Genomic DNA, 12,961 nt, shown 5'->3' on the forward strand with positions numbered 1-12,961 from the left:
AGAGCCCGGTTATGGTCTATCGGCTAGGCTGGCAAGATAATAATCGTGTTTGGCGTCGACTTGAAGCCTCAATGCAGCCAAGCTGTCATTATTACAAATTATATCGTCGGCTTGCGCGCGCCGCTGCGCGCGCGAGCATTGCGCCGCCATGATCGCGCGCACCGCGGCCTCATCCAGGCCATTACGCTGCATCACCCGCTCAATCTGGATGGCTTCATCGCAATCCACCAATAAAGTACGCGCCAGCAAGGGCAGATAATGCCCGGACTCGAACAGCAAGGGCACCACCAGCACGCTATAGGCGCCGTGCGCCGCCGCGAGCCGCGCAATGCTTTCCTGGCGGATCATAGGATGCAGCACACCCTCCAGGCGCTGGCGGCTATCGGCATCGGCAAATACCCGCTCGCGCATCCAGGCGCGATCCAAAGCGCCGTCGGCGCGCATCGCGCCGGCACCGAACTCCGCCACCAAGGCCGGCATCGCCGCGCCTTGCGGCCCAGTCAGCTCATGCGCGATGCGGTCGGTATCGATCACGGGCACGCCCAGTTCGGCGAAACGGTCTGCCGCGGCGCTCTTGCCGGAACCGATGCCTCCGGTCAGTCCCACAACTTTAATAGCCATGCAAATACCAATTCACTATGCCCGGCCCCCAGATCAGCGCGACCCAGCCGGCGATGGCAAGATAGGGGCCAAACGGCAAGGGTTGGCCACGACCGTGCTTGGCCAGCAGGATCAAGCCTACGCCCACCAGCGCCCCCACCAACGACGACAGCAGGATCACCAATGGCAGCAAGGTCCATCCCAGCCATGCGCCCAGCGCCGCCAGCAGCTTGAAATCGCCGTAACCCATGCCTTCCTTGCCGGTGGCGAGCTTGAAGCCGTGAAACAACAGCCACAAACTCAAATAGCCCGCCATCGCGCCTATCACCGCTTCCGCCAGCGGAACGGTGCCGGTCAGCAGATTGAACAGCAAGCCGCCCCATAGCAGGGGCAGGGTCAGATTATCCGGCAACAGCTGCGTGTCCACGTCGATAAAGGCCAAGGCCAGCAACACCGCGCTCAGCGCCATATAGGCAGGCAATTGCGCGGACCAGCCGTAGCGCCAGGCCAGGAAGGCGAACGCCAAGCCGGTCAACAGCTCCACCGCCGGATAACGCCAGCTGATCTTGGCCTGGCAACCGCCACAGCGTCCGCGCAACAGCACGAAGCTCAACAAGGGGATGTTCTGCCACGGCCGCACTTCGGCCCGGCACTGCGGACAATGCGAAGCCGGCCTCAGTAAATTGTAAGCCTCGACCTCCTCCGCCTCTCCCTGTTGCAAGCAATCGACGCAATTCCTGCGCCACTCGGCCTCCAACATCTTGGGCAAGCGATGAATGACTACGTTCAGAAAACTGCCCAGCAACAAACCCAGCACCAGCACCACGCCGGCAAAAGCCAAGGGATACGCGCCGGCAATCCAGCGCCACTCATCTATCATCCAACCACCTGCCCCATCTTGAAAATCGGCATATACATCGCAATGATCAAGCCGCCGATCAACACCCCCAGAATCACCATGATGGCCGGTTCCAGCAAGCTGGACAGCGCGGCCACCGCATTGTCGACTTCTTCTTCGTAGAAATCCGCCACCTTGTCCAGCATCTGGTCCAGCGAGCCGGACTCCTCGCCGATCGAAGTCATTTGCAACACCATATTGGGGAACAGATCCGTGCGCTGCATCGAATAATTCAGGCTGGAGCCAGCGCTGACATCGCTTTGAATGCGCTTGGTGGCGTCAGCGTAAACCTGGTTGCCGGAGGCGCCGCCCACAGAATCCAGCGCCTCCACCAAGGGCACGCCGGCGGCGAACAAGGTGGACAGGGTGCGCGCCCAGCGCGCGATGGTGGCCTTGCGGATAATGTCGCCGATCACCGGCAGCCGCAATAGCACGCGATCCAGCTTTTCCTGCAGCTTGGGCGTGCGCTTGAACGCATACAGAAAACCGAACAGGCCACCGAAAATCACCCCGAAAATCAACCACCAGTAATGGACGAAGCCATCCGATAGCCAGATCACGAATAGCGTCGGCGCCGGCAGATTGGCGCCAAAGCTGGAGAACAGATCCTTGAAGGCCGGAATCACGTAAATCATGATGACGGCGGTGATGATCAAGGCGGTGCCGACAATGGCCGACGGATAAATCAACGCCGACTTGATCTTGCCTTTGATCGCCATCACCTTTTCCTTATAGGTGGCCAGCTTTTCCAGCAAGGAGTCCAGCACCCCGCCGGTTTCACCGGCGGCGATGATGTTGCAGAACAGCTTGTCGAAGTACAGCGGACGCTTGCGGAAAGCCTCCGCCAACGACAAGCCAGTTTCCACATCCGCGCGCACCTCCAGCAGCATCTTGGTCACCGCTGGATTGCTATGCCCCTTGGCGGCGATGTCAAATGCCTGCAGCAGCGGCACGCCGGCGCGCATCATGGTCGCCAGCTGCCGCGTGAACAAGGTGATGTCCTTCTCCGTGATGCGCTTGCCAAAACCGGCGCGCCGACGCTTGATCTTGACAACGTTGATGCCCTGGCGCCGCAGCTGGGTCTTGGCCACCGCCTCGGACTCCGCCCGCAATTCCCCGCGTATCGCCTTGCCCGCCCTGTCCTTGCCTTCCCATTCCCAGACAAAGCCCGGCGTCGCTTTTTTCGCTACCGTGACTGCCATTCCATGGCCTCTTTCTTATTCCAAGCTTTCAGAGCCGCCGATCAAGCGCGGCTGGATCCCTAATCTCATGCTTATTCATTGGTTACCGCCTCGATCTCGGTCAGCGAGGTCAGCCCGGCCTTGACCTTGAGCAGGCCGGCGTGGCGCAGATCCACCATGCCCTCCTGCCGCGCCAAGTCGGCGATGTCGATGGCGGTGCCATTCTGCATGATCAGCCGCGTCATCGCATCGGTGATCGGCATCACTTCGTAGATGCCGGTACGGCCGCGATAACCGGTATTGCGGCACTCTTCGCAGCCCACCGGCGCATACGGCTTCCAGCTGCCATCCAGCTCTTCTTTCTTGAAGCCGGCGCGCAGCAGCGCTGCCTCGGGGATATCCGCCGGCTTCTTGCAATGCGCGCACAGGCGTCGCGCCAGGCGCTGCGCCATGATCAACAACACCGAGCTGGCGATATTGAACGGCGCCACCCCCATGTTCAACATCCGCGTCAGCGTGGCCGGCGCATTATTGGTGTGCAGGGTGGAGAACACCATGTGACCCGTCTGCGCCGCCTTGATCGCGATGTCGGCGGTTTCGAAATCCCGGATCTCCCCCACCATGATCACGTCCGGATCCTGACGTAGAAAGGCTTTCAAGGCCGAGGCGAAAGTCAGACCGGCCCTTTCATTGACGTTGACCTGGTTGATGCCCGGCAAGTTGATTTCCACCGGGTCCTCAGCGGTGGCGATATTGATATCCGGCTTGTTCAGCAGATTGAGGCAGGTGTACAAGGACACCGTTTTACCGCTGCCGGTTGGCCCGGTGACCAGCACCATGCCATAGGGGCGCGCAATCGCGTCCAGCAGCAAGCGCTTCTGTTCCGGTTCGAAGCCCAGTTGCTCGATGTCCAGGTTCGCCGCCGACGAATCCAGGATACGCATCACGATCTTCTCGCCATACAAGGTGGGCAAAGTGCTGACCCGGAAGTCGATCGCGCGCGCCTTGGAGATCACCAACTTCATCCGGCCATCCTGCGGCACCCGCTTTTCCGAGATGTCCAGCTTGGAAATGACCTTGATCCGCGAGGCGATCTTTTCCTTCAACACCAGGGGCGGCTGCGATACCTCTTTCAGCACGCCATCCACCCGATAGCGGATGCGATAGAACTTCTCGTACGGTTCGAAATGAATATCGGATGCGCCACCATTGATCGCGTCCAGCAATACCTTGTGGATGAACTTGACCACTGGCGCATCATCCACGTCCGGCTGCGCGCCACTCTCTGCCGGCGCGTCAGGATCGGCAAACTCGAGATCGCCGAAATCCTCGTTCTCCAATGCCTTGATCGCGGCGGTGGCGTCCTCGTTGTACTTGCCGAGCATCTTGCCCAGCTTGTCGTCCTCCACCACCACCACTTCCACCGTCATGCCGGTTTTGAAGGTGATCGCGTGATAGGCCGAGGTCTGGGTAGGGTCCGAGGTGCCGACGTAGAGCTTGTTGCCGCGCTTGAGCAAGGGCAACAGCCGTCGGCTGGCGATCAACTCGTCATCTACCAAGCCCTTGGGCAGTTGCTCCAGATCGACGGCGGACATGTCCAGCAAGGGATAGCCGAAGGTCTTGGACGCGAACATCGCAATTTCCTGGGCATTCATCTTCTTGCTCTGGATCAGCTGCTCGACAAAGCTGATATGCGATGCCAGCGACTGCCGCAGAATCGCGTCGGCATCCTGCTGCAGCAACATATTGTTTTGCACCAGGGCTCGACCCAAGCCGGAAATTCCCGCCGAAGCTTCCATACGCTTGCAACCTACCTAAAGGACAGAATTGACGATGCGGCGACCGAAACGGAGCCAGAACCCAGCCCCCTCAAGACAACAAAGCCGCCGTTACAACATTATATGCAAAATGTGGGGGGCACTTTGACTTAAATCCCGGAGCAGGACAATTCAAAGCTTCGTTGCGCCAAAATAAAAAAGGACTGCCGTAGCAGTCCTTTCAAGATCAAACTCAGGCTGACTTAGAAGCGATGCACCAAGCCCAGGCCGAAGCTGTTCTCTCTAGCCAACGAACCGTCTTTCCACTTCACGCTACCGTAGGAAGTGTAAACTTCGGTGCGCTTGGACAGGGCATAGTCCAGAGCCAACACATACTGATCGTAACCGGACTTATCGATGGTATTTCCATCCAGGCTGGCGTCATACCCTTTGACATAGGAGAAGTAAGGGGTAAAGGCACCGAAGGTGTAGCCGACGGTCAAAGCGGCTTCCTTGGTTTTCAGCTTGGCGGCATTGATCGCAGCGTTCGCCTGAGCCTGGGTCAAGCCAGGATTGTTATTCATCAGGTTGGTGGCCACCGCATTATTCACCAAGGTTCCAACGTTCTTATTGTAGAAACTGCCAAAACCATAGCCCTGGATTTGCTGGTAACCAAACGCCACATAAAGATTATTGGCGTTGTAACCAGCTTCCAGACGGTGCCAGTCTTTAGTGCTAGCCAGCTTGCTGGCGTCATTCCAGTTTTCGTAGTTGTACTTACCGAAGAAGCCAGAATTTTCGTAGCTCAGGCCCAAGTTCCAGGTCTGATTGTTAGTGCGAGCACCGCTTGCATCGGCCGTACGACTTTCATCAGCACCGTACAACAGTGCGAAGCTAAAGCCATACCAATTCGGGCTGTCGTAACGGACCGCATTGTTCTGACGATCATCCAGGCGGGTGAACATACCCAGGCCGCCCACGCTTTCATCGCTGTAGTAGCCCGGGTCCACTTGCTCCATCATATCGTTGGCGTAGTTGGACAGACGGCCCAAACGGATTTTACCCCAGCTGTCGCCGGCCAAGCCGATGAAGCTGTCGCGAGTGGCGAAGGTATCATTGGAGCTACCATTCTTGTTGCCGTTGGTGCCATCGATATGCACACGGTTTTCCACCTGCCAGATCGCCTTCAGGCCATTGCCCAGATCTTCATTGCCCTTGAAGCCGATGCGGGAAGTCCAGTCGTTGATCTGGGAAGCACTCTGCGGTTTGCCACTGCCATCAACACCCGCGCTAGAGTTGTAGGTTTTGTTGTTCTCGTAACCGCCACGGATTTCACCGTAGATGGTAACGTCGGCCATTGCGGCGGCGGCCGGCATCAGGGCGGCGATTGCAAGAGCGATATGCGTCTTGTTCATTGCAGTTCCTTTCAAGTCAGTTGATATTGTCCTGTTGATTTCGCTAGTTCTAAGGCCAGAGAATCCGGACATTTATGTGTCACCGATATGCTCCGGTGATTGCTAGCCTCAATATAAGACCAGCGTTGCGAAAAAACAAAAACAGCATGCGCTTTCGACAAAAAACCAAGCAAAAAAACAACACACAGTGGCTAACACATTGTTTCACATAGCCTACAAAGCACAGCCGGACGGCTTGCAAGATGCAAATACACAACACAAGCCAAAGTTTATTGCAAAAAAACAACAGATCATCGCAAATAAAATGGACCATTCATTGTCAGACAATCACACCGCACCATCCACAACCATGAGCAAGTCCTCACTTTATTGGTTCCGACGCGATTTGCGGTTGGAAGACAACCATGCCCTGCAACAAGCCCTGGCCGCAGGCCATCCTGTGCAATGCGTTTTCATTTTCGACACCAATATCCTGGCCTCCCTTCCCTCTTCGGACCGACGTCTAGGCTTCATCTGGCACTCCTTGCTAGAAATTCGCGACCTACTGCGCGCGGTAGGCGGTGATTTGTGGTGCGAGACCGGAGAACCGCAAGCCATCATTCCCAGGCTCGCCATGCAGTTGGACGCCGATACGGTTTACGCCAATGAGGACTACGAGCCTTATGCGCGCCAGCGCGACCAGGGTATCGCGGCCATCCTGAGCGCTCAGGGCAAGGAGTTGCGCCAATGCAAAGACCAGGTCATCTTCGCCAAAGACGAATTGCTCACCGGCGGCGGCAAGCCTTTCACCGTGTTCACGCCCTATTGCAATGCCTGGCTGAAAAGGTTGACGCCCTACCATAGCCAGTCACGGGAGGTGCCGCCGCTGGCCGGGAGGCTGCGCGCACCGGCGGGCGTTCCAGCCATGCCCAACCTGAGCGAGCTGGGCTTTACCCAGGTCGAACCCTGCCTATTGAAGCCAGGCATGTCCGGCGCAGCGGAGTTGCTCGCCGATTTCTGCCAACAGCGCATTCAGCGCTACCATGAGCAAAGGGACTATCCCGCAGTAAAGGGAGTGTCCTATCTGTCCACTCACTTGCGCTTCGGAACGGTGTCGATACGCCAACTGGTTCAGTTCGCCTGCTTTGACGGCAGCGAAGGCGCGGCTTGCTGGCTGAAGGAATTGATCTGGCGGGAATTCTATCAACAACTGCTCTGGCACTTTCCCGAGGTCGCCGAACACAGTTTCAAGCCACAATATCGCGACCTGGCTTATCCCAATCGCCAAGATTGGCTGGAAAGCTGGCAGAAAGGACTAAGCGGCTATCCGCTGATTGATGCGGCGATGAGACAGTTGAATCAAACCGGCTATATGCACAACCGGCTGCGGATGGTCGCTGCCAGTTTCCTGGTCAAGGATTTGCTGATCGACTGGCGTCTGGGTGAACGCTATTTCGCGGAAAAGCTGCTGGATTTCGACCTGGCGTCGAACAATGGCGGCTGGCAATGGGCGGCCTCCACCGGCTGCGATGCCCAGCCCTACTTCCGGATTTTCAACCCGGTGGCCCAATCGCAAAAATTCGACCCCGCAGGCCGCTTCATCCGGCGCTATCTGCCTGAGCTGGCGCAACTGGATGATCAGGCGATCCACGCACCCTGGCTGGCGAAACAATTACCGGACGGCTTTGTGCTTGGGCGCGACTATCCTACACCCATCGTTGACCATGCCGTCCAACGGCAACAAGCGCTGGCCTTGTTTGGCAGGCAATGAAAAACGCCCGCAAGCGCGGGCGTTTTTCAGCAGGGACAGCCAGGATAAATGGCTCAGGACTTCTTCTTGGCCGCCGGCTTGGAGGCTTCTTTCTTTGCTGTGGCCGGCTTGGCCGCAGCCGGTTTGGCCGCAGGAGCCGCCGCGGGCTTGGCCGCCGCTTTCGGCGCCGCACTGGAAGCGCCGCTAATCGCGATCTCGCTGCGCAACTTTTCCAGGGTCTTATCGCCGATGCCGCTGACGTTCTTCAAATCATCGACGCTCTTGAACGGCCCATTCTTGGCGCGATAATCCACAATCGCCTTGGCTTTGACCGGACCTATGCCTTTCAGTGCTTCCAGTTCCTGCTGACTGGCGGTATTGATGTTGACCGCGGCGAAAGCGGTACTGCAAATCAACATCAGGGCGGCAAACAGGGCAAACAGTTTTTTCATCATCGATCTCCTTGTAAGAGGCAAGACTCGGCAACCTCAACTGCGTTGCAGGATCAATTCTATGACGACCTTGCTACCGATGTAAGCCAGCGCCAAGGACAGGAAACCGGCCAAAGTCCAACGAATCGCCACTCGGCCGCGCCAGCCTTGCAGTTTGCGGCCGATCAGCAAGCCGCCGAACAGCAGCCAGGACACGACGGCAAAAACCGTTTTGTGCGTCAGCGCCGCCGCATGGCCAAGCACTTCTTCGGAAAACACCACCCCCGTCAGCAGGGACACCGTCAGTAGCAGGAAGCCGACGCCAATGACCTGGAACATCATTTTTTCCAAGGACAGCAAGGGCGGCAGCTGCTTGACCAGCGGCGATGCCCGCTTATCGTGCAAGGCCTTTTCCAGAAACAACATCAGAATGGCGATCAAGGCGCCGATGGCGAACAGGCTGTAGGCGAACAAGGACACCAGAATATGCAGCACGAAGGCGGGGTTGCTCAGGTCTTGCACCACATGCTGACCAGGAAACAACAAGGCGAAGCCCAGCGCGGCCATGGCCAGCGGCATCATGAACAGCTGCAAGCCCTCAACTCGATAAAAGAAGCTGCAAGTCCAGTAGATCAACAACATGATCCACACCATCACCGATAGGGCGCGCCCCACTCCCAGAGAAAGCAACGGCCCCTGGGTCAGCGGCATCAGCACGGCGATAGCCTGCAGCAGCAGCAGCACGCCCAATAGGCTGTGCTCCAGCCGCGGCTTGCGCGGCCAGCAGGCCAGGCCACGCCAATTGGCGAAGTAGTGCCAGGTGAAAACCCCGTAAGAGAGGATCAGCGCAATAGAAAGTGCGAGCAGGAAGCTGGTCATGGCAGGTGTTTTATCAAAACCGGGTGCAGCCCGGCGGCTCGTGGTAAAATCAATGGTTTGAGAGTCTACACCAACCGGCAAGCCGTTGGCAGAAGTAAGGACGCACCATGCTAGACAACCTGACCAGCCGCCTGTCCGGCGTGATGAAAAATCTGCGCGGCAATGCGCGCTTGACCGAAGCCAATATCCAGGACGCGATGCGCGAAGTGCGCATGGCCTTGCTGGAGGCCGACGTCGCCCTGCCCGTGGTTCGCACCTTTATCGCACAGGTAAAGGGACGCGCGCTAGGCCAAGACGTGGTCGGCAGCCTGACCCCGGGCCAAGCCCTAGTGGGCGTGGTCAATGAAGAATTGACCAAATTGATGGGCGACAAGAACGACGCCCTGAACCTGGCTGCAGTGCCGCCAGCCATTGTGCTGATGGCCGGCCTGCAGGGCGCGGGTAAAACCACCACCGTGGGCAAGCTCGCCAAGCTGCTGAAAGAGACCCAGAAGAAAAAGGTGCTGGTCGTCTCCGCCGACGTCTACCGCCCCGCCGCGATCGAGCAGCTCAAATTGCTGGCCGAACAGGTCGGCGTCGAGTGGTTCCCGTCTTCCGGCGAACAGAATCCGATCGACATCGCCCGCGCGGCGGTGGATCACGCCAAGCGCCACTTCTTCGACGTGCTGATGGTGGACACCGCCGGCCGCCTGGCCATCGACGAAGCGATGATGGCCGAGATCAAGGCGCTGCACGCGGCGCTGAATCCGGTGGAAACCCTGTTCGTCGTTGACGCGATGCAGGGCCAGGACGCCGTCAATACCGCCCAGGCCTTCAATGAAGCCTTGCCGCTGACTGGTGTCATCCTGACCAAGATGGATGGCGATTCCCGCGGCGGCGCGGCGCTGTCGGTGCGCCACATCACTGGCAAGCCAATCAAATTCATCGGCGTCGGCGAAAAAGTGTCCGGCCTCGAACCCTTCCATCCGGACCGGATCGCCAGCCGCATCCTGGGCATGGGCGATGTGCTGTCGCTGATCGAGGAAGTGCAAAAAGGCATCGATCACGACGAGGCCGCCGCCATGGCCAAGAAGTTGAAGTCCGGCAAGGGCTTCGACCTCGAGGATTTCAAGGCGCAGATGCAGCAAATGAAGAAAATGGGCGGCATGAGCAATCTGCTGGAAAAAATGCCGGGCCAACTGGGCCAGATGGCCAAGGGCGTACAGGGCGCGGAGGCGGAGAAAGCCATGCGTCGCATCGAAGGCATCATCAACTCGATGACGCCGCAGGAGCGCCACAAGCCTGAGTTGCTCAAAGCCAGCCGCAAGCGCCGCATCGCCGCCGGCGCCGGGGTCACGGTGCAGGAAGTCAACAAGCTGCTGAACCAATTCGAGCAGACGCAGAAAATGATGAAGCAGTTCTCCTCCAAGGGAGGCATGATGAAGATGCTTCGCGGCATGAAGGGCATGATGCCCGGCATGTAAGCTAAAACGGGTGCCCAGCACCCGTTTTTCTTGATGTAAAAGGATTTCGATGTCGCTCGATGTTGCCGTTCTGACCGATTCGCGCCTGTTGCAGCCGGACGATGAAGACTGGTACCGCAAGCAGGTCCACCTAGAAGACGAAATGGTGTTGGCGGCACTGCAACGCCAGGGTCTGCGCGCGAGCCGCCTGGCCTGGGACGACCCGGACATGTCCTGGTCGGACACCCGCAGCGCGCTATTTCGCAGCACTTGGGATTACTTCGAGCGCTTGCCGGCGTTTTGCGCCTGGCTGGAGCGCGGAGCCGAGCAAACCCGGCTGTTCAACGATATTTCGCTGATACGCTGGAATTTGGACAAGCGTTACCTGTCCGAACTGCAACAAAACGCTGTCCATACCGTAGACACGCACTACATTGAGAAAGGCGCGCCGCAGACACTGCGCCGGCAACTCGATGCCCAGGGCTGGAATGACGCGATCCTGAAGCCGGCCGTTTCCGGCGCCGCGCGGCACACCTACCGCGTCGATCTTGCCGCGGCCGAATCGCTGGAGTGCGTGTACGCCGAGCTGATCCAACAAGAAGCCATGCTGCTGCAACCGATGCAGAGCAATGTGCTGACTCGCGGCGAGTTGTCGCTGATCGTCATCGATGGCCGCTTCAGTCACGCGATCCGCAAAACACCAAAGGCGGGCGATTTCCGCGTGCAGGACGACCATGGTGGCCAGGTTGCCGCGCATCAGGCCTGCGCTCAGGAAATCGCTTTCGCGGAAGCCGCGGTGCGCGCCGTGCCCTTTGATGTGCTCTATGCGCGCGTCGACGTGATTTACGACAACCATGAACGCCTGGCGATCATGGAACTGGAAATGATTGAACCGGAGCTGTTTTTCCGCTTTCGGCCGCAAGCGGCCGATGAATTGGCCGCGGCGCTCGCGCGCCGCTTGAGCTGAACCAGCCGATTTTGTACTGCAACCCGCCAGAACACCGGCAACCCACGTTTGGAACTACCCAGCATGAACCTGACCACGCTGACCGCCCTAAGCCCCCTGGATGGCCGCTATGCCGGCCAAGTCGAGGCCCTGCGCAATCTGTTTTCCGAATACGGCCTGATGAAGTTCCGCATCAAGGTGGAACTGGAATGGCTGAAAATGCTGGCTGCCGAACCAGGCATAGAAGAAGTGCCCGCCTTCTCCGAAGCGACGATCCGCGAGATTGACGATGTGATCGCCAACTTCACGGTGCAGCACGGCGAGGAAGTCAAAGCCATCGAGGCGCGCACCAACCATGACGTCAAGGCCATCGAGTACTGGCTGAAAGAACGCCTGTCCGGCAACCCGGAAGTGATGGCCGCCAGCGAGTTCATCCACTTCGCCTGCACTTCCGAGGACATCAACAATCTGTCGCACGCGCTGATGCTGAAAACCGCGCGCAACACCGTGGCCCTGCCCGCCATCGACGAGGTCATCCACAAGCTGCAGAAACTGGCGCATGAGCTGGCCGACACCGCGATGATGTGCCGCACCCATGGCCAGCCGGCCACGCCATCCACCATGGGCAAGGAATTGGCCAATGCGGTATACCGCCTGAAGCGCCAACGCGAGCAACTGGTGCACCAGGAAATCCTCGGCAAAATCAACGGCGCGGTGGGCAATTACAATGCGCACCTGGTCGCCTATCCGTCCATAGACTGGGAAAGCCTCTGTGGCCGCTTCGTCACCGGCCTGGGCTTGACCTTCAATCCCTACACCATTCAGATCGAGCCGCACGACTACATGGCCGAGCTGTACCAGGTCCTGGGACGGGTCAACACCATCCTGATCGACCTGAACCGCGACATCTGGGGCTATATCTCGCTGGGTTATTTCAAGCAGAAAGTGAAAAAAGACGAAGTCGGCAGCTCCACCATGCCGCACAAGGTCAACCCCATCGATTTCGAGAACGCGGAAGGCAACTTTGGCATGGCCAACGCCATCCTAGGCCACCTGGCGGAGAAGCTGCCGGTATCGCGCTGGCAGCGCGACCTGACTGATTCCACGGTGCTGCGCAATATGGGCGTGGGCTTCGGCTATACCCTGCTGGGCCTGAAGGCCTGCCTGAAAGGCCTGAACAAGCTGGAAATCAATCAGCAAGCAATCGCCACCGAGTTGGACAACAGCTGGGAACTGCTGGCCGAACCGGTGCAGACCGTGATGCGCCGTCATGGCGTGCCCAATCCGTATGAGCAGTTGAAAGAACTGACTCGCGGCAAGGGCGGCATCACCCGCGAAACCCTGCATGCCTTCATCAAGAACCTGGAGCTGCCGGAAACGGAAAAAGCCCGTCTGCTGGAGTTAACTCCCTCAGCTTATATCGGCAAGGCCGCGGAGCTGGCCAAACGTATTTGAGCACCTTGGCTCGAGCAAAAAAAAACCGCCGTCACCCGGCGGTTTTTTTTATTTGCTATCCACAATCAACCTTTGCTCGAACAGCTAGCAAAACTGCGACAACAAAAAACCCAGCTTTCAAAAGAAAGCTGGGTTCTTGAATTTGGTTGCGGGGGCAGGATTTGAACCTACGACCTTCGGGTTATGAGCCCGACGAGCTACCAGACTGCTCCACCCCGCGTCAGAGAG

At 58.4% G+C, this 12,961-nt stretch carries 11 protein-coding genes and 1 tRNA gene; 4 read left to right on the plus strand and 8 right to left on the minus strand.

Translation table 11 applies throughout. From position 1 onward, the window contains the following. Positions 1–9: 9 nt before the first annotated feature. The 5 genes from coaE to ACE3QM_RS16885 form a co-directional block, all read right to left on the minus strand. Complete coding sequence (gene coaE, locus ACE3QM_RS16865; RefSeq protein WP_374423478.1) at positions 10–621, minus strand: dephospho-CoA kinase; 612 nt, start codon at positions 619–621, stop codon at positions 10–12. Then, positions 611–1,480: an A24 family peptidase gene (locus tag ACE3QM_RS16870; RefSeq protein WP_374423480.1), complete on the minus strand. Its 870-nt coding sequence runs from the start codon at positions 1,478–1,480 to the stop codon at positions 611–613. The genes coaE and ACE3QM_RS16870 overlap by 11 nt, the downstream gene beginning before the upstream one ends. Next, the gene (locus ACE3QM_RS16875; protein WP_048409540.1) at positions 1,477–2,700 is read right to left on the minus strand and encodes a type II secretion system F family protein; all 1,224 of its coding nucleotides are present in this window, start codon (positions 2,698–2,700) and stop codon (positions 1,477–1,479) included. Before ACE3QM_RS16875 ends, ACE3QM_RS16870 begins: the two co-directional genes overlap by 4 nt. Positions 2,701–2,771: 71 nt before the next feature. Continuing rightward, the gene (gene pilB, locus ACE3QM_RS16880; protein WP_048409539.1) at positions 2,772–4,478 is read right to left on the minus strand and encodes a type IV-A pilus assembly ATPase PilB; all 1,707 of its coding nucleotides are present in this window, start codon (positions 4,476–4,478) and stop codon (positions 2,772–2,774) included. Between the two features lie 221 nt (positions 4,479–4,699). Continuing rightward, entirely contained in the window at positions 4,700–5,851 is a 1,152-nt protein-coding gene (locus ACE3QM_RS16885) for a porin (protein WP_374423483.1), read from the minus strand. Between the two features lie 199 nt (positions 5,852–6,050). Here ACE3QM_RS16885 and ACE3QM_RS16890 point away from each other — a divergent pair, with 199 nt between their 5' ends. Then, a complete protein-coding gene (locus tag ACE3QM_RS16890; RefSeq protein ID WP_374423485.1) occupies positions 6,051–7,601 on the plus strand; it encodes a deoxyribodipyrimidine photo-lyase in 1,551 nt (516 codons plus the stop codon). 53 nt (positions 7,602–7,654) lie between these two features. On the opposite strand, the gene ACE3QM_RS16895 is transcribed toward ACE3QM_RS16890, so the two are convergent. Together ACE3QM_RS16895 and ACE3QM_RS16900 are read right to left on the minus strand one after the other, a co-directional pair. Then, on the minus strand, positions 7,655–8,032 hold the full coding sequence (locus ACE3QM_RS16895; RefSeq protein WP_048409536.1) for a helix-hairpin-helix domain-containing protein: 378 nt from the start codon (positions 8,030–8,032) through the stop codon (positions 7,655–7,657). Positions 8,033–8,068: 36 nt separating this feature from the next. Further along, positions 8,069–8,890, minus strand: a complete 822-nt coding sequence (locus ACE3QM_RS16900; RefSeq protein ID WP_048409535.1) for an inner membrane protein YpjD — start codon at positions 8,888–8,890, stop codon at positions 8,069–8,071. Between the two features lie 107 nt (positions 8,891–8,997). Here ACE3QM_RS16900 and ffh point away from each other — a divergent pair, with 107 nt between their 5' ends. The 3 genes from ffh to purB all read left to right on the plus strand — a co-directional run bounded on the left by ffh (position 8,998) and on the right by purB (position 12,733). Then, positions 8,998–10,353 carry a signal recognition particle protein gene (ffh, locus tag ACE3QM_RS16905; protein ID WP_374423489.1) on the plus strand — a complete coding sequence of 452 codons (1,356 nt, stop codon included), beginning with the start codon at positions 8,998–9,000 and terminating at the stop codon, positions 10,351–10,353. A 49-nt stretch (positions 10,354–10,402) separates the two neighbouring features. Next, the gene (locus tag ACE3QM_RS16910; RefSeq protein WP_374423491.1) at positions 10,403–11,299 is read left to right on the plus strand and encodes a RimK family alpha-L-glutamate ligase; all 897 of its coding nucleotides are present in this window, start codon (positions 10,403–10,405) and stop codon (positions 11,297–11,299) included. Positions 11,300–11,362: 63 nt separating this feature from the next. Beyond that, positions 11,363–12,733: an adenylosuccinate lyase gene (gene purB, locus ACE3QM_RS16915; protein WP_048409532.1), complete on the plus strand. Its 1,371-nt coding sequence runs from the start codon at positions 11,363–11,365 to the stop codon at positions 12,731–12,733. A gap of 143 nt (positions 12,734–12,876) precedes the next feature. On the opposite strand, the gene ACE3QM_RS16920 is transcribed toward purB, so the two are convergent. Beyond that, positions 12,877–12,953, minus strand: a tRNA-Met gene (locus ACE3QM_RS16920). Positions 12,954–12,961 lie beyond the last annotated feature (8 nt).

It is taken from the genome of Chromobacterium sp. (assembly GCF_041912965.1).
In the GTDB taxonomy this organism is placed as follows: domain Bacteria; phylum Pseudomonadota; class Gammaproteobacteria; order Burkholderiales; family Chromobacteriaceae; genus Chromobacterium; species Chromobacterium aquaticum.

What these genes read in the sequence shown, in the direction of transcription:
- coaE (WP_374423478.1), bottom strand. Translation starts at nt 621, where the DNA reads ATGGCTATTAAAGTTGTGGGACTGACCGGAGGCATCGGTTCCGGCAAG.
- ACE3QM_RS16870 (WP_374423480.1), bottom strand. Translation starts at nt 1,480, where the DNA reads ATGATAGATGAGTGGCGCTGGATTGCCGGCGCGTATCCCTTGGCTTTT.
- ACE3QM_RS16875 (WP_048409540.1), bottom strand. Translation starts at nt 2,700, where the DNA reads ATGGCAGTCACGGTAGCGAAAAAAGCGACGCCGGGCTTTGTCTGGGAA.
- pilB (WP_048409539.1), bottom strand. Translation starts at nt 4,478, where the DNA reads ATGGAAGCTTCGGCGGGAATTTCCGGCTTGGGTCGAGCCCTGGTGCAA.
- ACE3QM_RS16885 (WP_374423483.1), bottom strand. Translation starts at nt 5,851, where the DNA reads ATGAACAAGACGCATATCGCTCTTGCAATCGCCGCCCTGATGCCGGCC.
- ACE3QM_RS16895 (WP_048409536.1), bottom strand. Translation starts at nt 8,032, where the DNA reads ATGAAAAAACTGTTTGCCCTGTTTGCCGCCCTGATGTTGATTTGCAGT.
- ACE3QM_RS16900 (WP_048409535.1), bottom strand. Translation starts at nt 8,890, where the DNA reads ATGACCAGCTTCCTGCTCGCACTTTCTATTGCGCTGATCCTCTCTTAC.
- ffh (WP_374423489.1), top strand. Translation starts at nt 8,998, where the DNA reads ATGCTAGACAACCTGACCAGCCGCCTGTCCGGCGTGATGAAAAATCTG.
- ACE3QM_RS16910 (WP_374423491.1), top strand. Translation starts at nt 10,403, where the DNA reads ATGTCGCTCGATGTTGCCGTTCTGACCGATTCGCGCCTGTTGCAGCCG.
- purB (WP_048409532.1), top strand. Translation starts at nt 11,363, where the DNA reads ATGAACCTGACCACGCTGACCGCCCTAAGCCCCCTGGATGGCCGCTAT.